Raw genomic sequence first — 21,407 nt, 5'->3', positions numbered from 1 at the left:
CCCAGACAAAACAGGCGATCATTCCAGAATTGTCATTTTTTATCTCTTTCAGTATAACGGGGAAAAGGGAATAAAGTCCAGATGATTTCCTGTTAAGGCCTTATGACAGCTATATAACGCAAGCTATTCAGCTCCCGCTGTTTCAGTTGACATGTCATATGCATCAAGCGCCGCCTGCAGCGCTTTGCCCGCTTTGACGGGAACACCATGCCTGATGAGAACAGCTTCGAGTCCGGCCAGCACAAACAGCACATTTTCCTTTCTGCAGCTGTAGCCCATCGTCCCAATCCTCCACATTTTTCCTGAGAGCGGTCCGAACGAGCTGGCAATTTCAACTCCAAATTGCGACAGCAGCATACGCCTGACAGATTCTCCATCGGCTTCTTGCGGAATCTGCACACATGTGACGACCGGAAGTTTGCATTCCGGATCACCGAATAAAACGAGACCCATCGCTTCAAGCCCCGCCGCAAGCGCTTCTTCATGGCGGCGATGTCTGCGGAAACGTTCATCAAGCCCTTCTTCGAGAACAAGGCGCACACCTTCTCTCAGCGCATACAGCATAGTGGTCGCTTCTGTATGGTGATTCAGCCTTCTTTCACTCCAATAGTCTTCCAGCTGGCTTAAATCAAAATAATTGCTCGTAATCGGACGATGGTCGGAAAATCACACCCCGTCAGCCTCCGTCGCGATGCCGCGCTCCACCTTTTTACGAGCCGCAATCACCTTCGCCGTCCGATCGTTATATGTAATCGGCGCCATCCCAGAAGGAACTGATAAACATTTTTGCGTTCCGCCAATGACCGCATCGATTTTCCACTCATCAGTTTTCACGGCACAGCCTCCGATCGTGGCTACGGCATCAACGATAAAGAGCGCATTTTGAGCGCGGCACGCTTCCCCGATTTCTTTCAAGGGATGGATGCGTCCTGTTGACGTTTCTCCGTGCACCATGGCCACAATTTTCGGATGAACCTTTTTCATCTCGCTGATAATGTCCTCAGGACGAAATACTGTTCCCCACTCGCATTCCATCGTGTGAACGTCTGCTCCGTACCGCTCAGCGATTTCAGTCAGCAGATAGCCAAAGCGGCCGTATATCGGGACGAGCACGCTGTCTCCCGGTTCTATTACACTCGCCAGTACGGCCTCAATTCCCGCCCTTGATGTGCCGTCAATCGGATAGGCCCAGCGGTTTTCCGTTTCAAACAATTCACGGAGCATTTGCATCGTTTCATTCATGATATCAGTGAAGGCCGGGTCAAACTGGCCGATGATCGGGGCCCCCATCGCCCTCAGCACTCTCGGGTCCGCCTCGACAGGCCCCGGTGTCATAATCGTTCTTTGCGGGAGGCACAATTCTTTTCTGACTGGCACGCCCATTCCTCCTTTATGTTAATAAGCAAGCTTATATAATACATTCGCTAACGTCCGGACGCCGATATCCAGCTGATGTGCGGAGGTAAATTCAAGCGGCGAATGGCTCACTCCGCCCCGGCTCGGCACAAAAAGCATGCAGGCCGGAAAAGTCCTGCCCATCATCTGAGCGTCATGCCCGGCTCCGCTTACGATTTCCTCACAGCTTGCGCCCTGTTCAACTGCCGCTTCAACAGCCGCTCGTGTCAGCGTTTGATCCATCGGAACCGGCTCTATTCTCATATATTCGTCAATGACGGGCCGGACGCCTTTTTCGTGACTGATTCTTTCAATGAGAGATACCAGTTTTTGATGAAAGGCGCTCAGCACGGTCTCTTCCTGGTGGCGGATATCAATGGAAAATTGAATACGGCCCGGGATGACGTTCGGCACATTCGGCTCAACCGTCATTTTCCCGCAGGTCAGACGAAGTTCTTCCGGCTGTTTTTCTGCCAAAAGGACGAGCTCGTGGATGATTCTGCTTCCCGCGGCAAGCGGGTCCTTCCGCCACTTCATCGAGGTGGTGCCCGCATGGTTGCATTCTCCGAAAAGCGTTATATTATAACGCCTCTGCCCGGCGATTCCGGTGACAACGCCGATATCCTTTCCCGATCTTTCAAGTGTTTGTCCCTGTTCAATATGAATCTCAAGAAAAGCTTTAATATCCGTCCGGAAGGGTGGGGTGTAACGGCCTGATCCGAAGCTTTTTTGGAGCATTGCTTCTTTTAAGGAAACACCTGAGCCATCGCTTGGCTTTTCCGCATCTGAAAGTGAGAAAGCACCGGTTATATTTCCCGATCCCCAATAGGTCATGGGAAAACGGCTCCCTTCCTCCTCACAAAACGAAACAGCTTCTAGTGTTTTTTCGGGCGTCCGTAAGTCTTCCGCAAGCGGATGATCGCAAGCACGCCGTATGCTCCGTCATATTTTCCGCCGTTAATAACGGTATCAATATGCGCCCCTGTCAAAATCAGCTCGCCGGGTGACTCTGTGCCGCTCAGCCGGCCAAACACATTTCCGACATCATCAAATCTCGTTTCAAGCCCTGACGACGTCATTTTCTTTTTCACGGCAAGCTGGGCATCCATCCATTCCTTTGTGTATAAAAGCCTCGTCACGCCGCCGTCAGCGGATGCGCCGAATTGAGACAGCCAGTGTATATAATCGGTAATTCCGATATTAGCCGAAAGCTGCTGATGTTCCATATACTCACTCCCTTTCATTCCGGCAGACTGTCACGGTGACCTTCATTATAGAGGGAGCGCATGCTGAGTTCATTATCATTTCATCTAAAAAATCTTTTGTTTTTTAGACACACTATCCAAACTCTGCCTCTCCCCGCCCATAAGCCGAAAGTCTGGTGGGTGCCGATTCAAAGGAACCATTTTTCGAAAAAGATAGAATTTGAGCTTTATTTTTTGGATAATAGAGGGAAAGGAGGGCAAGTAATGACAAAAAAATATTGGATGCTGCCGCTCGTCTGTTTATTATTGATTTCCGGATGGGTTGCGCCGTCTGCCTCTGCAGGCGCGCCAACCGAAATAAACCTGTACAGCCGATTGGCGGTTTCAACTGCCGGCGGCACACACGTTTTACCGCAGTCCGCTTCGGCTTCCTTCGCTCCTTCGGCGGATACAGACACGTATTACAAGGAAGCTTCGGGAAAAAGCGAGACAGCCTTAAAAAGCGCCCTGCACCGCATCATCAGCGGTCATACAAAGCTGTCTTACAGCCAAGTGTGGGATGCGTTAAAGGAAACTGATGAAGACCCGGCAAACCCGAACAATGTCATCTTGCTCTATACACAGGAATCACGGGCGAAAAGTAAAAACGGAGGCAGTGTGGGCGACTGGAACCGCGAACACGTGTGGGCAAAGTCACACGGAAACTTCGGAACCGCGGCAGGCCCCGGCACGGATATTCATCATTTGCGTCCGGCAGATGTCCAGGTGAACAGCGCCAGGGGCAACATGGATTTTGATAACGGCGGCACGGAATACCCTAAAGCGCCGGGCAATTACTATGACGGCGATTCGTGGGAGCCGCGGAATGAGGTTAAGGGAGACGTCGCACGCATGCTTTTTTACATGGCGGTGCGTTATGAAGGAGATGACGGATATCCAGACCTTGAGCTGAATGAGAAAACGGGAAACGGCTCCGCTCCGTACATGGGGAAACTGTCCGTTTTGCTCAAATGGAATAAACAAGACCCTGTCGACAGCACGGAAAAACGGAGAAATGACGTCATTTATGAAGACTACCAGCATAACCGCAACCCGTTTATTGACCATCCGGAATGGGCGGATGAGATTTGGCAGTAAAGATGAACGAGGCCCCGGCTCTTTTTTCTGACTGAACATATGAAAAATGTAAAGGGAGCCCCGGCAATCAGGCTCCCTTTTTTAATAGACGGCTTCCTCGGTTTCAGCATCAAAAAAGATGGCCCGGTCCATATTGACGGCAAGCTGAATGACATCGCCAGTCCTGACTTGCGTGCCTCCATCAAGGCGGACGGTCAGCCGTTCCTCTCCCGCAGCTGCATGAACATGCATTTCCGCGCCTAAGTTTTCGCACACCTCCGCAACGGCCCGGCACACTGATCCAAACGTCTTGTTAGAATTTGCGAGTGCCATATGCTCCGGACGCAGCCCCAGCATCATCTGCTGACCGTTATATCCTTTTTGCTTAAGCATGACGGCTTTTTCTTTCGGAATAAGCAAACGAACAGACGGGTTGGCAAAAAACAGCTCTCCCTGCTTTTCCTCAATCACGCCCTTCATAAAATTTATCGCCGGCGAGCCGATAAATCCTGCCACAAACATATTCGCCGGATAGTGATATATATCGCGGGGGCTTGCCGCCTGCTGAATGTCTCCTTCATTCATCACGACAATTCGGTCACCCATCGTCATCGCTTCTGTCTGATCATGCGTCACATAAATGATGGTCGCCTTCAGCCGCTGATGGAGCTTGCTGATTTCAGCGCGCATCGTCACACGCAATTTCGCGTCTAAGTTGGAAAGCGGCTCGTCCATTAAAAAAACCTTCGGCTCACGCACGATAGACCGGCCGAGTGCGACCCTCTGCCGCTGCCCGCCTGAGAGGGCCTTCGGCTTCCGCTTCAGCAAATGCCCGATTTCCAAAATATCGGCGGCAGCCCGTACACGCTCTGTAATCTCTTTTTTCGGCATTTTTCTAAGCTTGAGCCCGAACGCCATATTATCAAATACCGTCATATGCGGGTACAGCGCGTAATTCTGAAATACCATTGCAATGTCGCGATCCTTTGGCGGCAGATGATTCACCAAATCACCGCCGATATAAAGCTGCCCCTCTGAAATGCTCTCAAGCCCAGCGATCATTCTGAGTGTCGTAGATTTGCCGCAGCCTGAAGGACCGACAAGTACCAAAAGCTCCTGATCCTTTACATCTAAATGAAAATCCTTCACTGTCAGTGACTGAGAGCCATATGTTTTTTTGATATGATCAAATGTTAATGATGCCATTAGAAACCTCCTCCAATACTGGAAACCGCCTCAGCTTTCTGTTATTTTTAAAATAATCGGGGTTTCTGCCAGATTCATAATATAAAAGCAAATTTGTATTATAACGTCATAATACATATAATATAAATAATACATGAAATAAGGAGGTCCGCCCTATTGTTAAATAACGGGAGTTCAAAACCTTTATATATTCAGCTGAAACAAATTATTGCGGATGACATTAAAAAGGGCATTTATTCCCCTTCCGTCAAACTGCCGACTGAAAACGAGCTTTGTGAGACGTACAATGTCAGCCGGATAACCGTCAGAAAGGCCATCCTCGACCTGGTTGAAGAAGGCTGGCTCATTCGGCAGCAGGGAAAAGGAACGTTCGTGAAAAGCCCTAAACTAAAACGGGAACTGATCGCGGTTAACGGCTACTCAGAATTTATGGAATCGACAGGAAAAAAACCGAAACATCAGGTCCTTTCCCACGAAATCATCGAAGCGCCCAAACCCATCGCTCAAAAGCTGAACGTCGCACCTGAGAGCCCCGTCCTTGAATTAAAACGCATTTTATTTCACGACGACCAGCCGCTCTCATTTGAAATCGCCCACTATCCGCTTCATTTGTTTCCCGATATCGACACGTTCATCAGTGACGGCGTATCCATGCATGATATTATGAAACAGCACTATCAGGTCGTCCCCACCCATAACACGAAGCTGTTGAATGTCGTGTATGCCAAACAGGAAGAAAGCCGGTATTTGGCTTGTGATATCGGGGATGCGCTTTTTGAAATTGACAAAACCGCTTTTATGTCAAAAGACCAGCCGATTTACAGCTCGCTGTTTTTAATGCATACCGACCGCGTCACATTTACCATTAACAGTCCTTACACGTAACAGGCATAAAAAACGAGACACTGCTTATAGTATTCTCGTTTTTTCACTGCTTTTGCCGCCGTCAGGCCTGTATGGATGACCGTATCCGAACGCCCCGAATACCCCGCACGTTTTCGCAGCCGTCCGCGCGGCCTCCTCAAGCGCATGGCGAATATCCTGATGCTCGAAAAAGCCGGTAAGAAATCCGGCGATAAAAGAATCTCCCGCACCCAATGTATCTATTATATCAGCGACGGCAATCAAATAGATAAAGAGAAACAGCCATACAGACGTTTCCCCGATATACCATTTTCTCCGTTTTACAGCTGTTTTGACGGCCGGCGTTTGATTCAGATCCGGTTCCATTCTGTATGAGCCCGTCTTTTCAGGAAGCATCGGCTACTCCTCCTTTCCAGTTTTAAAAAACTTCATTTGTATGAGCGACAAAGCAAGTGTAAGCAAAAGCACCACGGTCGCGATCGCAGAGGCGTATCCCATCATATCTTTTGTAAAGGCGCTCTTATATAAAAACGTGCTCAGCACTTCAGAAGCATTTCCCGGCCCGCCGCCTGTCAAAATATACGGCTCGTTAAACACGGTAAACGCCCCGGTCAGCGTCATCACCACGGCAACAAACGACATTTCCTTCGTCTGCGGCACCGTAATGTGAAAAAACTGCTGCACCTTGCCCGCGCCGTCCAGCTGTGCCGATTCGTACAATTCATCCGGTATCTTTTGAATGGCTACAATATATAACATGGCGATATAACCGACAGACTGCCATTGAGAAACAAAAATGACAGACAGCATGGCGGTGTTTTCATCGCCGAGCCAGGCCCGTGTCAGCTCATCAAGACCGACCGCCTCCAACAGCTGATTCAAGAGCCCGATCTCCGGGTTATAAATAAAATCAAACAGCAAAGCGATGACAGTCATGGAGATGACGACGGGGAGAAAAAATACCGTACGGAAAAACGGCGACCATTTTCTCACCAGTCTGTCTTCCAGCACAGCCGCCAAAATTAATCCGCCGCACACTTGGCAGATAATCGAAATCACCGCGTACAGCACATTGTTGCCGAGTGCTTTGAAAAACACGGGGTCATGAAACAGCTCGATATAGTTTTTCAATCCGATAAACGTTTTTTCAGGATTAAACGAGCTCCATTCAAACAAGCTGAGAAACACATTCTCAATAATCGGAACGTAAACGAAAAGTAAAAAAATCAGGGCCGGCGCGAGAAACAAATACGGAATGAATCGATTTTGGTTGACCAAGGACATTCATCTCCTTTAACAAAAGAGCCTTTTCTATTCAGCAGACGCTTTGACTTGCTGCGCAGCTTTCTGCACCGCCTTCATCACCTGCTGCGGCGTCATCGTGCCCCCAAGCATCTGCTGGACGCTTGCGGCATACACATCCGCTATTTCAACATCAACATCCATATCAAACCATGGCACCATTGATTCAGCGCTTGTGATATCCTGTACGGCAGCGGCTTCAAATTCCTTAACCGCCTCTTCAAAGTAGCTTTTTTCCGGCTCTTTCGGCCACCTGTGGAAAAACTTCAAGGTCACTTTCCCGTCTGAGGAACTGCTTTGGCTTGAACAGCCGGCAGCAATGAACAGAAATACGGATAACAGAACGAACAGGCAGATGAGCTTTTTCAGACGCTTTTCCTCCTTTATCACCGGACTATAATGTTATATATAGTCCGGTGTAATATAATCCGCGTTTTTAATATTCGACTTTCCACATATATCGTCTCTGGCTTAACGGATGATTTCTTGCATCGGCCAAAGCATCCGCATAACTTCTCAGCTCCCTGTTTAACACAAGGGGAGCAAGATAACCTTTTACCGAATCATCAATTCCGGAAAAATCATATGTTCCGGCATCAAGAACAGTCAGTTTTTTGCCGTATTTTTTTGAGAAGGAAAGCGCCCGCTCTTCAAGGGGCCTTGTTTCATCTAAGCCAAGCAGAATAATAAACGGAACGGATTCATCAATGATTTCGAACGGTCCGTGAAAATATTCTCCGGCATGAATGGCGTGGGAGTGAATCCATTGCATTTCCATCAGAATGCAGATGCTGTAGGAGTAAGCGACGCCGTAGTTTGCACCGCTTGCCATTGTATAAATGATGTCTTCTTTTTCGTGGGCTTTCGCAAACGCCTTTGCATTGTCCGCTTCCTGTTCAAGCGCTTTATCATACACAGCCTGCAGCTTATCAAGCCCGTCGATCGCCTGCTCAAACGCAGCATGGCTTTCCAATACGTTTAAAGCGCCGAAGACAATTTGGTAAAGGACGCCGTAGTTTGTATTCATCGCCAAGGCTTCTTCGCCCCAATCGTATACGGCGGCATATTGAGCTTCTTTCGCTAACGGGGAGTCAGGCTCAAAGGTCAGAGCAATTGTCAGCGCGCCTTTTTTTCTTGCAAACCCGGCGGCTTTTACCGTTTCCGGCGTGTTGCCTGAATGCGAGCACAAAATAACGAGGGAGTTTTCTCCGAGCTGCACGGGATTGCGCTGAATAAATTCATTCGAGCTGTAGAGATCGGAACTGATTGCTTTCGCCTCTCTGTCAAACACATACTTGCTCGGGTGCATAATGGCAGAAGAACCTCCGCATGCGACAAAAAAGACATGATCAATCGTTTTTCCTTTCAGATCTTGCAAGAAAGCCTGAACCTGTTGATTCACTTTTGCGGCAGTTTGACTCAAATCCTTCACTCCTCAGTATTTTATTATATAACGTTATATAACGTTATATTAATCGCATAACAGGAGTGTTATCAATATTATTTTCTGAAATTTCTAAAATATAATAGGCGACATAGGCCCGGTTTAATTTCCCTCACTCTCTTGACCTGACCCTTAGAGACACGTTTAGAATGGGTAGCAAGGAGTGATACAAAAATGAATATAAAAGAAGCAGCCCGCCAGACGGGTCTCACGAAAAAAGCCATCAAATATTATGAACAGGAAGGGCTGATTACGGTCAGCAAAAATCCTGACAACGGCTACCGGGAATACTCGGATCAGGATGTCAATACGCTGAAAATGATTGCTGCTCTCAGAATGCTGGCGCTGTCTGTCAGCGACATTAAAGCATTCTTATTAGAAGGCAGCAGCTTACATGATATTTTACAGCAGCAGCATCAAAAGCTCAGCCTGCAAATTGAAGAGCTGGAGCAGGAACGGAAATTAACGGAGATGCTGATGAAACGCGTGAAGAATACAGAAAATGTCGATTCCATTTTACATGATATCGGAGAAGTTAAAATCGATGAGCCGAAGTATATGGGATTTCAGCTGAAAAAGCTGTTCCCGGGAGAGTTCGGAGAATTTATCGCGACGCTGTTCGAACCATTCTTTGACTTTGCCATTGATACAGATGAGAAAAAAGAGAATTGGGCAGAGCTGATCAAAGTATTGGATGATATGGAAGAAGTCCCGGCGGCACATCCGATGATGCAGCTGCTCGGACAGGAGGATCCGGCACAGCTTCAGCAATACAAAGCCCAGCACGACCAATTTATTGAGCTGATATTGAAGAAAGATCCCGCAACTTGGGAAACCCATAAAAACATCCTTATCCAGCTTGTGAAGAGAGTGCAGACAGATGAAGAATACAGAGAAAGCCTCATCAAACTCGGGGAATCAGCTTCTGATTTACCGGCGCTGAAGGAAGGGTCGCCTTTCAGCAATCTCCTCCAGAAACTGAGCCCGAAATATGACACGTATGTGCAATATCAGCTTGAAATCAAAAAAGAAGCGGACGAGGCGCTCGGTTTTGATTCAAAAGCGTATTTAAAACAGGCGCTGCAATTGAAAAAACGCTAAGGCACGTTTCCTTAGCGTTTCTCCCGTGAGCTTTAGTGCTGCGCATTAATTCTGTCAACAACATTGGCGATGAGCTGCTCTTTTCCTAAATCAGAGTCATCATCAACGCTCGCCACTGTCAAAATAATGGCCGCTACGGCCAAAGCAATCGTTTCAATGGCGGCTGCCGCGTTTAAAAATACCCATACAGCTGTCGCGCATTGGCCGATGGCTGTTGATTTTCCTTTGTCAAAGCTGTTTTTGTCAAATTCCGCTTTGAGCACTTTCGCCATAATCGCTGAACCTTTTTCAATCATGCTGTTTACTTGCTCGTAGTCACCGCTGTAAACCGCTGTTTTTAATTCTTTAAAATAAGTGGGAGAAGCATTTTTAATATCAGCGATGACCTGGTCTGAGACTTGTTTTAATTCATCCTGATCGATTTTTTGAACGGCTTTGGAATCCCATACCTCTGGGAGAAGCTTTGCGACTTCACCTTGTCCGAAAAAGATTCCGGAAAAAATCTCTTCCCCGGAGTAACTGACGGATGGATTGGTTTTAGCTGATACTTGCGGACCTACTAATGCAACCATTAAGGCAAACACCATGATCATTGCTACAATTGACTTTTTGTTCCCTTTTAGATTATCCAAATAATTTCCTCCTATTCCTTTTATTGAGAAAATTGTATCTAAAAAATGGCTTGGTGAAATGGTTCCAAGCTACTGTTTTTTCTGCCGGAATCAAAAATAGAACTAAAATACCAGACACCGTGATAGAAAAAGAAGTAAGCCCCAGCATGACAGCAAATATTTCGTGCATAAAGATTGAAATAAATAAAACCAGGCGCCAATACTTTTTCGGAGCAAACAAGGCGCAGAACATAATGGTTTGCACAATGAGCGTGCCCCAAGTCGGTATCATGACGAGCTTGGACTGCAGCATGAAATCAAACAGGCCGTGCAGCGCATCAGGCAGCCCGAGCATCGGATCGTTCAGATAATAATAAACGGCAGTTCCGTTTTGCCACTCTTCTTCCATCAGCTTGGCGACAACGGAATTAAAATACAGCATCGCGACCTGAATTCTGATCACCGTCAGCGTCGCCCAGCATAAAGATCGGTAATAAGGCTCTAGCCTTCTTTCGGCATAGGACTCTTCATACGGGGCCCAGTGCCATTTTCTCGGGTCGGTTAATGTCAGCGGAAGCAGCAGCAGCGTAAAAACGGCGGCAATCTGATCTCCTCCGTCAAGGGTAACGGCGGAGTTTTGAAAGCTGTACGAGATCCACCAGTGGAAAAAACCTGTCAGACGCGGACGCCAGCCAATCACAACGAGGACTAAAATACAAACACAAACCGCCTTGATGATCTCGATGTGCTGAAAATCGGGAAACAGCAAAAACAGGCTGAAGGTATTGGAAAAGTCGAGCACTTGATTTTGTGTTTTAAAGAAAACAGACGCCGGATTGAACAGCAGTGTTAATAAAGTGCCAAGCGCGATTAAGCTTCTGGCAAGCCCGTACACATTTGTCCAAGGCGGGTTCTCCATGATCCATGAGGTGAGCTGTTTTTTTGCATCCTGCATCAATTGACATCCACTCCAATGAATTTTTTAATGGTTCGTTTGGTTTTGGTATGTTTGCTCCATGCCCATGGGGTAATCCGTTCATATGTAATAATCATTTTCCCTTTCAGTGTTGGGGATGGGGACTCATTTTTCACTTTCAAAAATGTGGTATTCTTAATATCTTGGCCTGCCGTGTAATCCTTCCATTTTTCTTTGGGCGGCAGTTTTTCCAGCATAAGGCCGAGTTCTATTCCCTGAGTCCGTCCGTACCGATTTAAGCCGATCACATTTTTCAGCGAGTTATTCGGCCATCTGAGCTTCTCGCCGGGGGTGAGAGGGTATATATTTAAGCTGTCTTCTCTCGGGTCCTTACTGAAAAACCCCCAGCTCTGCGGGTAAATCATTGAAATGGTTTTTGATTGATGTTTGGTTAACTGGATGGCGGAGCTTGGAAGCGCTGCAATGACCGTAAAAAACAAAACGATCATCCAGGCGGCCATGACAATAAAAAAGAATGAGAACACTTTGTTTTGATTCATGTCAGCCAATTGAAACCCTCCTTAAATATGGAAATTTCATTTGACATGATTATACACTATCTGTCATGTAAAATATTGAGAAATTGGATTTTTTGGACTAATATACTATTATATGTAAAATAAAGGAGTGTTCATATGTTTTTGATGAATGATAAAGTGCTGTGGGGAACGGTGGTTCTGGCATTTATTCTGTCGATTGTTTTCTATCCGTTTCTTCCTGCTGATATGGCCATTCATTACGATGTTGCGAATCGCCCCAACATTGCGATTAATAAGACGATCGGCGTGCTGGTTTTTCCCGTGCTGATGATCGTTTGTATGTTTATCAGAAAACAATATGTCCAGTTTTTCCTTGTCGTCTATTGCCTTCTGGTCGTCCACATTGCGGTGATGTGGCTGGCACTGTAAGCATAAATAAAACCGGAGCTTAAAAGGCTCCGGTTTTGCTTATTTATAAAATACTTTCTCAATGTTGTATTTCGACTGAAGGGTATTGATCGCGTACGTTTCGTAAATATCCCTTTCCATCGGATCATTTACGACACATACTTGAATTTTATACACTTCGTCTCTGTGATTTTTAACAGGCGACACAGTGTCTTCAAAATGCTTTTTGATTCTTTGTCTTAATTTCCGGGCTTTCCCGACAAACAGCAGCTCATCATGAATGTTATAAAACATAAATATGCCGCCTTTGTCTCTCGGAATTTGGTGAAAATCAATGAAGCCGTAAATCGCTTTAATCGCCGGTTCATTTTCCGACGGTGACTGCTGCCGTTCTGTAATGGTTACATCAGGAGCAGGTAGGTTTATTTTTATCAAAATGGGTCACGTCCTCTTATTCATTAAAGCTCCATCGTAACATAAGAAGTCACGAAAAGCTATTCTTTCCTTCAAGCGCGCCGGCCGGATCGTAGAGGCTCAGATCAATTTCCGTCTGCTGCCCGAGCGCGAGTTTCGCCAATTCGGCCCCGAGATACGGTCCGCTCGTCAACCCTGAAGCACCGAGCCCATTGGCAATCAGAAGGCCGCTGACATTCGGCAGCGTGCCGATGACAGGGAGAAATCCGGGCGTAAACGGCCTGAACCCGACCCTTGCCTCAAGCATCGTGCCGTTTGAAAGTCCAGGTGCCACGGTCAATGCTTTATCAAAAATCTCGCGGAGACCGCCTGCCGTTACCCGCAAATCCATGCCGGCATCATTTTCATGAGTGGCGCCGGCCACAATCCGGCCGTTTTCAAATGCGAGAATGTACTGGTCGTTCGGCGGCATGACGACGGGCCAGCTGCCTGTTTCCTCTCCCGGAAGCTCCAAATGAACGATTTGCGCTTTTTGATATGATACTGAAAAGCTGATGCCGAGCGGCTCAAGCAGCTCCTTCGCCCACGCGCCGGCCGTGACGATGACCTGATCGGCGTACAGCGTGCGTTCGGCGGTTTTCACGCCGATGACGGTATGATGATCTGACAGCAATGATGCATCTTCATTATGAACAGACGCGCCGTGTTTGACCGCAGCGTTCATCAGCGCCTCACGAAGCGCCCTCCCGTTTACCCGGGCGGCGCCGCTGATATGGACCGCTCCGTAGTCATCCGACAGCGGGGGAAATAAGGCTTTCGTTTCTGCCGGAGATAATCTTGTAATGTCCCCGATTTCTGGAGCGTCCTCTCTTCTGTTATAGGCTCTTTCCTCCATCTGATCAAGCTTTCGCTCATCAGTATGCAGACTGACGGCTCCGACTTTTTTGTATCCGGTTGCGGTTTCTCCGTCAGCTTCAAGCTGTTTGATTAATTGATCATAATAACGGGCCCCGCCCTTTGCAATCGCATACCACGCCTTATTGCGGCGCTGTGACAGCCACGGACACACGATTCCCGCAGCTGCGTCAGTCGCTTGTCCCGGCTCGTTCCGGTCAATAACCGTTACCTCAGCTCCTGCTTTTGCGAGATGGTAAGCCGCTGATGCACCGAGAATGCCGGCTCCGATGATGATATATGACTTCATGTATAACACCTTTTCTATCTGTTTTGTCTTATTTATTTTAACAAATCAAGCGCACCGTTCCTATTCAGGCCGATTCGCAATGATTATTTTAGAAAACGGAAATGTATAATAAAAAGAATAAGTTCGTGTCTGAAAGCCTTTTTTCTCAAGAAGCTCTCTGTATTGGGATATGTATTTGATATCTGAGACAGCCAGTGTGCCTTCGGGCTTCAGCACTCTCACCATTTCAGAAATGGCGCGCTCCCGCTCCTTTTTGCCTGAAATGTTATGGACGACGAAATGAGAAATGACAAGGTCAAACGTGTTGTCTGAAAACGGCATGTCTTGTGCCAATCCGTCACATAGATCAATCTCCGGCGCACCTTCAGCTCGCCTGTTTATTTCAAATGCTTCTCTCCCGTTCCCGCCAAGATCCCAGCCCGACCACTTGTCGATCGCTGAGACAGCCGCCCCTTTCTGAGCCGCGGCAATCGCCAAAAGCCCCCGCCCTGTCCCGACATCAAGCACCTTCTGTCCCGGCTGTAATACGGAAAGCTTAAGAAGCCGATGACGATGCGATATTTTAATGACCGTTGAATAAAACAGCATCCACAAGCCGAGCAGCAAAAACAAAGCACCCGTCAGCCAGCCCCAAAAAGGAGGAATGAAGCCAAGCCAAGTGCCGGCAGCATACATAAGCGCAAGAAGTACAAAACCGAATGCTGTATACGGTGCGTCGATGCCATATCGTGTTGTCATCATGTTCAGCCCTTTCATTTTTTATCCAGCTATTATACCATATCATGACAATCATAAAGAAAAGAGAGGCGGTCATTTGAAACGAGGCATTACGTTTGAAATCCCTAATGAATATGGCAATTTTGCGGCACACATATTAAAACCGTTTCCTGCTTCCGCTTTTACCTGGTTCATTGGTAACGGTGAGGCTTATATCACTGACAGCGGCCAATTAGATGAAGACCTCTTCCCTGAAAATCAACAGGTCATTGAAGGAATTGAATTGAAAAAAAAGCTGGAGACTCATCATTATTATATGATTTTTGCTGATTTGAAGGCTTTTCCAAAAGGGCGATTTTCAGAAATTCATACTTACGAGGATTTTATAAAGAGTCCCTGCGAGCTTGTGCTTTTAATTGCTGACTGCTCTTATGCCACTTTGTATTGCAAGGATAAACACATGCTGGAATTGCTTTATGAACATGCGAAACAGTGCGGGTTTACGGACGTGGCGTATATCACTGATGAGAATGACACGAGAACGGGACTGTTCGTATAAAATGCAAATAACAAAAAGGACGCGGCATTTTTCAGCCGCGTCCTTTTCTCATTAACCGATAGAACCTTCCATTTCGAACTTAATCAAACGGTTCATTTCAACTGCGTATTCCATCGGCAGCTCTTTTGTGAATGGCTCGATGAAGCCCATTACGATCATTTCTGTCGCTTCTTCTTCAGAAATACCGCGGCTCATCAAGTAGAAAAGCTGTTCTTCAGATACTTTTGACACTTTCGCTTCGTGCTCTAATGAAATGTTGTCGTTTAAGATTTCATTGTAAGGAATCGTATCTGATGTTGATTTGTTATCCATAATGAGCGTATCGCACTCGATGTTAGAGCGGGCGCCTTCCGCTTTGCGTCCGAAGTGGACGATACCGCGGTACGTTACTTTTCCGCCTTGTTTTGAAATCGATTTTGATACGATCGTGGATGACGTATTCGGCGCAAGGTGAATCATTTTCGCACCCGCGTCCTGATGCTGCCCTTTACCCGCAAGAGCGATAGAAAGCGTCATACCGCGCGCGCCTTCACCTTTAAGGATGACAGCCGGGTATTTCATTGTCAGCTTAGAGCCGATGTTTCCGTCCACCCATTCCATCGTTGCGTTTTCTTCACAAACCGTACGTTTCGTTACAAGGTTGAAAACGTTGTTCGCCCAGTTTTGGATCGTCGTATAACGGCAGTAGCCGCCTTTTTTGACGATGATTTCAACAACCGCGCTGTGAAGCGAGTTTGTTGTGTACACAGGAGCCGTACAGCCCTCTACGTAATGAACGCTTGCTTCCTCGTCAACGATGATCAATGTGCGTTCGAATTGGCCCATGTTTTCAGAGTTGATGCGGAAGTATGCTTGAAGCGGAGTTTCCACTTTTACGCCTTTCGGCACGTAGATGAAAGAACCGCCGGACCACACTGCTGAGTTCAACGCCGCAAACTTATTGTCAGTCGGCGGGATGACCTTCGCCCAGTGCTCGCGGAAAATATCTTCATTTTCTTTGAGCGCGCTGTCCGTGTCTTTAAAAACGATGCCCTGTGCTTCAAGATCTTCTTTCATGTTATGGTAAACAACCTCTGATTCATACTGTGCAGAAACACCGGCAAGGTATTTTTGCTCAGCTTCAGGAATTCCGAGTTTGTCAAATGTCTGTTTAATTTCCTCAGGCACTTCATCCCAAGAACGCTCTGAGCGCTCAGACGGTTTTACGTAATACGTAATTTCGTCAAAGTTCAAAGAGTTTAAATCCCCGCCCCATTGAGGCATCGGCATGTTATAGAAATGCTCAAGAGATTTCAGGCGGAAATCAAGCATCCATTGAGGCTCTTCTTTCATGCGAGAAATTTCTTCTACGATTTCTTTTGTCAATCCGCGCTCTGAACGGAAAATGGAAACGTCCTTGTCGTGAAAACCATACTTGTATTCACCAATTTCAGGCATTTTTTTAGCCATCCATTTTCACTCCAATCTTTTAATTGCCGCCTTTTTCGCCAGCGACTCCTTTTTCAAGTGCTTTCCATGAAAGGGTGGCACATTTAATCCGGGCCGGGAATTTTGAGACGCCTTGAAGAGCTTCAATATCCCCGAGATCTATCGAGTCATCATACTCTTTCCCCTGCATCATGTCTGAGAAAATCTTAGACATGGAGAGGGCGGTTTCTATATCTTTTCCTTTAATCGCCTGCGTCATCATAGAAGCAGAAGCCATGGAGATCGAACAGCCTTCTCCTTCAAACTTCGCTTCTTGAACGATATCGCCGTCAAGCTTCATTGTCAGTCTGATCCGGTCGCCGCAAGTCGGGTTGTTCATATCGACAACGATACTGTCGTCTAAAACCCCTTTGTTGCGCGGATTTTTATAATGATCCATGATCACTTGTCTGTACAATGTATCTAAGTTTGCATTAAAAGACATTTGTAAAGTACTCCTTTGTCTTTTGGAGTGCTTCCGCAAGCTTATCAATCTCTTCCTCTGTATTATACAGATAAAAGCTCGCTCTCGCAGTAGCAGATACATCCAGCCATTTCATCAGCGGCTGGGCGCAATGATGGCCCGCTCTGACTGCAATGCCCTCAGCATCGAGAACCGTCGCGACATCATGAGGATGGACATCTTCAAGATTAAATGTCACGAGTCCCGCACGCTCTTTCGGCCCGTACACCGTCACGCCGTCAAGCTGTGCGAAGCGATCCAGCGCATAAGCCGCAAGTTTGTGCTCGTGCCGGGAAATCTCGTCGAGTCCGATTTCTTCAAGAAAGTCAATCGCGGCGCCTAATCCGATCGCACCCGCGATAATCGGCGTGCCTGCTTCAAATTTCCACGGAAGCTCTTTCCAAGTTGATTCGTAAAGTCCTACAAAGTCAATCATTTCGCCGCCAAATTCGGCCGGCTCCATATTCTCAAGCAGTTCTTTCTTACCGTACAGCACGCCGATTCCCGTCGGGCCGCACATTTTATGGGAAGAAAGCGCGAAGAAGTCGCAATCTAAATCCTGTACGTCGATTTTCAAGTGCGGCGTGCTTTGCGCCCCGTCAACTACGATAACCGCGCCGTTGTCATGAGCGATTTTCGCGATCTCTTTAATCGGGTTAATCGTGCCGAGCACGTTTGACACATGAGCGACCGCCACAATTTTCGTATGGCTTGTGACAGTCTGCCGGACGTCCTCTAGCGAAAGCGTGCCGTCTTCCTGCATCGGGATATATTTTAAAGTCGCGCCAGTTGCTTTAACAGCCTGCTGCCACGGAATGATATTCGCATGATGCTCCATTTGGGTGATGACCACTTCGTCACCGGGTTTTAAGTTGGCGCGGGCGTAGCTCAGCGCCACCATATTCAGTGAAGTTGTCGTGCCTTTTGTGAAAATAATCTCAGCCATTGACTTCGCATTGATAAACTTCCGGACTTTTTCACGCGCTCCTTCATAGCCGTCTGTCGCTCTTGTTCCAAGAGTATGGACGCCCCTGTGGACATTAGAATTATAATGATTATAATACTGGTCCACTGCTTCAATAACAGCGCGCGGCTTCTGGGAAGTCGCCGCACTGTCAAGATACACGAGGTCATGTCCGTTTACTTGCTGGTGAAGGATCGGGAACTGTTCACGAATATCAGTGATATTCATTATTTAACTTTCCTTTCGATAACGGAAACGAGCTGTTTCTTAACTCCTTCAATCGGAAGCTCTTTTACCACCGGCGCAAGGAATCCGTAAATGACTAAGCGTTCTGCTTCTTCTTTCGGAATTCCGCGGCTCATTAAGTAATAAAGCTGGATCGGGTCCACACGGCCGACAGATGCCGCATGCCCTGCAGTTACATCGTCTTCATCGATTAACAGGATCGGGTTCGCATCTCCGCGTGCTTTTTCACTGAGCATCAGAACGCGTGATTCTTGTTCAGCGTTTGCTTTAGACGCGCCGTGCTCAATTTTGCCGATTCCGTTAAAAATGGAAGAAGCGGCATCTTTCATAACTCCGTGCTTCAGAATATAGCCCTCTGAAGCCTTACCGAAGTGGATGATTTGCGTCGTAAAGTTTTCCGTTTGTTCCCCTCTTCCGACTACAACGGTTTTCGTATCGCCGTAAGTGCCGTCGCCGTAGAGATTTGTCGTGTTTTCAGAAATCGTGTCGCCGTCGTTCATCAGTCCGAGCGCCCACTCGATTTTGCTGTCGCGTCCGCGTGCAGATCCGCGGCGGTTTACGTATGTTGTGACACCTGCAGATAAGTTGTCAACCGCACCGTACGTCACGCTTGCATTATCACCTGTGATGACTTCACTGATAATGTTGAATACGGCTTCTTTCGGATTCACCGTGCTGACGTAGTTCTCCACATAAGTGACGGAGCTGTGGTCTTCAGCGACGATAAGCACGTGGTTAAACAGCGTCGTGTCATTGCTTTCATGGACGTAAACAGCCTGTACAGGCGTTTCCACCTGAACATTTTTAGGAACATAAAGGAATGCCCCTCCGTTCACTAACGCGGCGTGAAGCGCAGTCAGTTTGTGTTCGTCGACTTTTACGCCGTCTTTCATGAAATATTTTTCAACGAGATCGCTGTGCTCACGCGCAGCCGTTAAAATGTCCGTAAAAATAACGCCTTTGTCTTTCAGCTCTTTAGACAGAGAAAGGAAGGCCGGCGTTTGGTCACGCTGCACATATAACGTTTTGTCTTCGTTTTCGATATCGATCAGCGCTTTTGCTTCATCAGCTAAATCTTCTAAAGAAGAAAGCGGCGCGTTTTCTACTGTATGCTTGACGAACTTTGTAAAGTTCCAGTTCGTAATTTTTGTTTTGTCAGGCTTAGGCAGCGGCAGATCCTCAGCTTTTTCAAGAGCCTGTAAGCGCAGGTTTTTCAGCCAGGCAGGTTCTTGCTGCTTTTCGGAAAAGCCTTTGACATAGTCCTGATCTACGGATAGTTTAGTTTCCAATGTCATGTTAATCCCCCTAACGCTTACGCTTCTTGGCCTACAGTTTCGTCTTCAATGCCAAGTTCTTGTTTAATCCAGTCATAACCTTCCGCTTCAAGGCGCTGTGCAAGCTCCGCACCGCCGGATTTGACTACGCGGCCCTGCATCATAACGTGAACGACATCAGGCGTGATATAGTTCAGAAGGCGCTGGTAGTGAGTGATCATTAAGCAGCCGAAGTTTTCGCTGCGCATTTTATTGATTCCTTTAGAAACGACTTTCAGAGCGTCGATGTCAAGGCCTGAATCGATTTCATCTAGAATGGCGATTTTCGGTTCAATCATCATAAGCTGAAGGATTTCATTGCGTTTTTTCTCCCCGCCTGAGAAACCTTCGTTCAAATAACGCTGTGCCATTTCAGGGTCCATTTCTAAAAATTCCATGTTTTCGTCCATTTTGCGGATGAATTTCATAAGAGAAATTTCATCGCCCTCTTCACGGCGTGCGTTAATCGCTGAACGAAGGAAGTCGGCATTTGTCACACCGCTGATTTCGCTCGGATATTGCATCGCAAGGAACAATCCGGCCTGCGCGCGCTCATCCACTTCCATTTCCAATACGTCTTTGCCGTCAAGGGTGATGCTTCCTTTTGTGACCTCGTATTTAGGGTGCCCCATAATCGCAGCTGAAAGCGTAGATTTACCAGTACCGTTCGGTCCCATGACAGCATGGAACTCGCCGCCTTTTATTTCAAGGTTTACACCTTTTAAAATCTCTTTCCCTTCGATTTCAACGTGAAGATCCTTGATCGTTAATGTTGAAGCAGCCATATCTATACCTCCAAAATATATAATCATTATTCTCAATTTATTCTCATTCTAATTTTATAACAAATGAAAAGTAAATACAACTTTTTATATTACCCGGAACATTCCTAAAGTTTATCAAAGATCTTCATGTAATTAAAGCTGTTAGAAACAGAAAAAGGGCGGAATCCCACCCTTTTTTACAGACCGATTTTCTCATTAAGCTGCGCTGCGAGGAGTTTGCTTTTTTGATATTCCTGCTCCCTCTGCCGTTCGACTTCCATCCTTTTTGAAAGACGCCGTCCGTATTCTTCATAGCCGATGCCGTATGACTGCTGCATCGCTTTTTCCATTTCCGACGTATAGTCAAGGTCCAGTCTGTCCTGGCTGCAGATAATGAATCAATCCCTTCAAGTATTTGTTTCCATTGTAACAATGATTCATTGCAGCAGCCAAAGAGAGTGTGCCCTTGAATACTTTCGGATATGCCGAATGCGGCCTGCGAGCTCTGTCTGAGAAGGACAATCAAACGATTGCTCCTTCTAATGCGCGGTATTTCCGAATTCCTGAATGCACTGCTGTACGAGGGTTACGCCCTGGCTGAGAGCGGCCCCTCCGCCGAAGGCTGCCGCGACGCTTACGACTTCAAGGATATTTTCCTCTGTCGCCCCTTGGTCCAGGCATCCTTTCGTATGATAAATCATACAAAATTCATCTTGGGCGTTAATGCTGATGCCAAGAGCGATTAATTGTTTTTCCTTTTCTGACAAAGAATCCGCTGAGAAGCACTGCTCAGTAAATTCATTAAACTTCCGGCCCATCATCGGCATTTTTTGTTCAAAAATACCTAAGCCCTCTTTATATTGTTTTAATGCGTCACGTAAGCTCCCGCCGTTGTTATGGTGTTGATACAACTCATAATCCCTCCATTCGGTAACATTCTTCTTTATTATGGACAGTTCCGCGATTAATACCCGAAAAAACCCCGGATTGTTCATCCGGGGTCAGGCTGTCGAGAAAATCTCGACAGCCTTTATTTTTCCCTTAAAATATCCATTCCTCCATTTTATAATAGAGAAAAGACTTCAAAAGGACGGTGTCTTTCTCATGTTTCACACAAGAAATTCTTCTCAAAACGCAGCCGAATTTGTTCTTCTCGACCAACTTGTCGAGGAGGATCATCTCCTTCGAA

The 21,407-nt window shown here is 46.9% G+C and carries 21 protein-coding genes and 6 pseudogenes; 5 read left to right on the top strand and 22 right to left on the bottom strand.

Going from position 1 to position 21,407, the window contains the following annotated elements:
• Positions 1–123: 123 nt before the first annotated feature.
• Positions 124–1,377: pseudogene (locus AXI59_RS00120) on the bottom strand (pyridoxal-phosphate-dependent aminotransferase family protein).
• Between the two features lie 18 nt (positions 1,378–1,395).
• A pseudogene (allC, locus tag AXI59_RS00115) lies at positions 1,396–2,621 on the bottom strand (allantoate deiminase).
• Between the two features lie 243 nt (positions 2,622–2,864).
• Here allC and AXI59_RS00110 point away from each other — a divergent pair.
• On the top strand, positions 2,865–3,737 hold the full coding sequence (locus AXI59_RS00110) for an endonuclease I family protein (RefSeq protein ID WP_061527051.1): 873 nt from the start codon (positions 2,865–2,867) through the stop codon (positions 3,735–3,737).
• Between the two features lie 81 nt (positions 3,738–3,818).
• Here AXI59_RS00110 and AXI59_RS00105 read toward each other — a convergent pair whose 3' ends face one another.
• Positions 3,819–4,922, bottom strand: coding sequence for an ABC transporter ATP-binding protein (locus tag AXI59_RS00105; protein WP_061527050.1), 1,104 nt, complete (start codon positions 4,920–4,922; stop codon positions 3,819–3,821).
• A 156-nt stretch (positions 4,923–5,078) separates the two neighbouring features.
• On the opposite strand from AXI59_RS00105, the gene AXI59_RS00100 reads away from it, so the two are divergent.
• Positions 5,079–5,807: a transcriptional regulator FrlR gene (locus tag AXI59_RS00100; protein WP_061527049.1), complete on the top strand. Its 729-nt coding sequence runs from the start codon at positions 5,079–5,081 to the stop codon at positions 5,805–5,807.
• Between the two features lie 24 nt (positions 5,808–5,831).
• On the opposite strand, the pseudogene AXI59_RS20110 reads toward AXI59_RS00100, so the two are convergent.
• The 6 genes and pseudogenes from AXI59_RS20110 to AXI59_RS00080 form a co-directional block, all read right to left on the bottom strand.
• Positions 5,832–6,047, bottom strand: a pseudogene (locus AXI59_RS20110) (PfkB family carbohydrate kinase); the annotation flags it as partial.
• Positions 6,036–6,182: pseudogene (locus AXI59_RS20105) on the bottom strand (carbohydrate ABC transporter permease); the annotation flags it as partial. The pseudogenes AXI59_RS20105 and AXI59_RS20110, both read right to left, overlap by 12 nt.
• Positions 6,183–6,185: 3 nt before the next feature.
• The gene (locus AXI59_RS00090; protein ID WP_061527048.1) at positions 6,186–7,064 is read right to left on the bottom strand and encodes a carbohydrate ABC transporter permease; all 879 of its coding nucleotides are present in this window, start codon (positions 7,062–7,064) and stop codon (positions 6,186–6,188) included.
• Positions 7,065–7,097: 33 nt separating this feature from the next.
• Positions 7,098–7,283: pseudogene (locus AXI59_RS19595) on the bottom strand (ABC transporter substrate-binding protein); the annotation flags it as partial.
• Positions 7,278–7,478, bottom strand: a pseudogene (locus AXI59_RS18905) (ABC transporter substrate-binding protein); the annotation flags it as partial. The pseudogenes AXI59_RS18905 and AXI59_RS19595, both read right to left, overlap by 6 nt.
• A 46-nt stretch (positions 7,479–7,524) precedes the next feature.
• Complete coding sequence (locus AXI59_RS00080; protein ID WP_061527046.1) at positions 7,525–8,511, bottom strand: SIS domain-containing protein; 987 nt, start codon at positions 8,509–8,511, stop codon at positions 7,525–7,527.
• Positions 8,512–8,706: 195 nt separating this feature from the next.
• Here AXI59_RS00080 and AXI59_RS00075 point away from each other — a divergent pair, with 195 nt between their 5' ends.
• The gene (locus AXI59_RS00075; RefSeq protein WP_061522188.1) at positions 8,707–9,633 is read left to right on the top strand and encodes a MerR family transcriptional regulator; all 927 of its coding nucleotides are present in this window, start codon (positions 8,707–8,709) and stop codon (positions 9,631–9,633) included.
• A 32-nt stretch (positions 9,634–9,665) separates the two neighbouring features.
• Here the strand turns inward: AXI59_RS00075 and AXI59_RS00070 are convergent, their stop codons facing one another.
• Genes AXI59_RS00070 through AXI59_RS00060 form a run of 3 tightly spaced genes read right to left on the bottom strand, consistent with a single transcriptional unit; the run spans position 9,666 to position 11,681 of the window.
• Positions 9,666–10,265, bottom strand: coding sequence for a sporulation delaying protein family toxin (locus AXI59_RS00070; RefSeq protein ID WP_240491468.1), 600 nt, complete (start codon positions 10,263–10,265; stop codon positions 9,666–9,668).
• Complete coding sequence (locus AXI59_RS00065) at positions 10,258–11,202, bottom strand: sporulation-delaying protein SdpB family protein (RefSeq protein ID WP_061527045.1); 945 nt, start codon at positions 11,200–11,202, stop codon at positions 10,258–10,260. Before AXI59_RS00065 ends, AXI59_RS00070 begins: the two co-directional genes overlap by 8 nt.
• Entirely contained in the window at positions 11,199–11,681 is a 483-nt protein-coding gene (locus AXI59_RS00060; protein ID WP_061522299.1) for an SdpA family antimicrobial peptide system protein, read from the bottom strand. The genes AXI59_RS00065 and AXI59_RS00060 overlap by 4 nt, the downstream gene beginning before the upstream one ends.
• A gap of 174 nt (positions 11,682–11,855) precedes the next feature.
• On the opposite strand from AXI59_RS00060, the gene AXI59_RS00055 reads away from it, so the two are divergent.
• Positions 11,856–12,128: a DUF1648 domain-containing protein gene (locus AXI59_RS00055; protein ID WP_061522186.1), complete on the top strand. Its 273-nt coding sequence runs from the start codon at positions 11,856–11,858 to the stop codon at positions 12,126–12,128.
• A gap of 39 nt (positions 12,129–12,167) precedes the next feature.
• Here the strand turns inward: AXI59_RS00055 and AXI59_RS00050 are convergent, their stop codons facing one another.
• From AXI59_RS00050 to AXI59_RS00040, 3 genes are read right to left on the bottom strand one after another with little or no spacing between them, the layout of a single operon-like run.
• Positions 12,168–12,542, bottom strand: a complete 375-nt coding sequence (locus AXI59_RS00050; protein ID WP_061527044.1) for a nucleotide excision repair endonuclease — start codon at positions 12,540–12,542, stop codon at positions 12,168–12,170.
• 49 nt (positions 12,543–12,591) lie between these two features.
• On the bottom strand, positions 12,592–13,725 hold the full coding sequence (locus AXI59_RS00045; protein WP_061527043.1) for an NAD(P)/FAD-dependent oxidoreductase: 1,134 nt from the start codon (positions 13,723–13,725) through the stop codon (positions 12,592–12,594).
• A gap of 60 nt (positions 13,726–13,785) precedes the next feature.
• Positions 13,786–14,466, bottom strand: coding sequence for a class I SAM-dependent methyltransferase (locus AXI59_RS00040; RefSeq protein ID WP_240491466.1), 681 nt, complete (start codon positions 14,464–14,466; stop codon positions 13,786–13,788).
• Positions 14,467–14,539: 73 nt separating this feature from the next.
• On the opposite strand from AXI59_RS00040, the gene AXI59_RS00035 reads away from it, so the two are divergent.
• Positions 14,540–15,001 (top strand): DUF2691 family protein, encoded by a 462-nt coding sequence (locus AXI59_RS00035; protein ID WP_061527042.1) that lies wholly within the window; start codon positions 14,540–14,542, stop codon positions 14,999–15,001.
• Between the two features lie 51 nt (positions 15,002–15,052).
• On the opposite strand, the gene sufB is transcribed toward AXI59_RS00035, so the two are convergent.
• The 7 genes from sufB to AXI59_RS00005 all read right to left on the bottom strand — a co-directional run bounded on the left by sufB (position 15,053) and on the right by AXI59_RS00005 (position 21,129).
• Positions 15,053–16,450: a Fe-S cluster assembly protein SufB gene (sufB, locus tag AXI59_RS00030; protein WP_061522182.1), complete on the bottom strand. Its 1,398-nt coding sequence runs from the start codon at positions 16,448–16,450 to the stop codon at positions 15,053–15,055.
• Between the two features lie 19 nt (positions 16,451–16,469).
• Complete coding sequence (sufU, locus tag AXI59_RS00025) at positions 16,470–16,913, bottom strand: Fe-S cluster assembly sulfur transfer protein SufU (RefSeq protein WP_061522181.1); 444 nt, start codon at positions 16,911–16,913, stop codon at positions 16,470–16,472.
• On the bottom strand, positions 16,903–18,123 hold the full coding sequence (gene sufS, locus AXI59_RS00020; protein ID WP_061522180.1) for a cysteine desulfurase SufS: 1,221 nt from the start codon (positions 18,121–18,123) through the stop codon (positions 16,903–16,905). Before sufS ends, sufU begins: the two co-directional genes overlap by 11 nt.
• Positions 18,123–19,436, bottom strand: coding sequence for a Fe-S cluster assembly protein SufD (gene sufD, locus AXI59_RS00015; protein ID WP_061522179.1), 1,314 nt, complete (start codon positions 19,434–19,436; stop codon positions 18,123–18,125). The genes sufS and sufD overlap by 1 nt, the downstream gene beginning before the upstream one ends.
• 17 nt (positions 19,437–19,453) lie before the next feature.
• Positions 19,454–20,239: a Fe-S cluster assembly ATPase SufC gene (gene sufC / locus AXI59_RS00010; protein WP_003151872.1), complete on the bottom strand. Its 786-nt coding sequence runs from the start codon at positions 20,237–20,239 to the stop codon at positions 19,454–19,456.
• 176 nt (positions 20,240–20,415) lie between these two features.
• Positions 20,416–20,568, bottom strand: coding sequence for a YuzK family famiily protein (locus AXI59_RS19910; RefSeq protein ID WP_167348351.1), 153 nt, complete (start codon positions 20,566–20,568; stop codon positions 20,416–20,418).
• Positions 20,569–20,757: 189 nt separating this feature from the next.
• Entirely contained in the window at positions 20,758–21,129 is a 372-nt protein-coding gene (locus AXI59_RS00005) for a carboxymuconolactone decarboxylase family protein (protein ID WP_061527041.1), read from the bottom strand.
• Positions 21,130–21,407 lie beyond the last annotated feature (278 nt).

This window comes from Bacillus nakamurai, assembly GCF_001584325.1.
GTDB lineage: Bacteria > Bacillota > Bacilli > Bacillales > Bacillaceae > Bacillus > Bacillus nakamurai.
The sequence above is the reverse complement of the archived record's forward strand: the minus strand, read 5'-3'. Positions and strand labels throughout refer to the sequence as shown.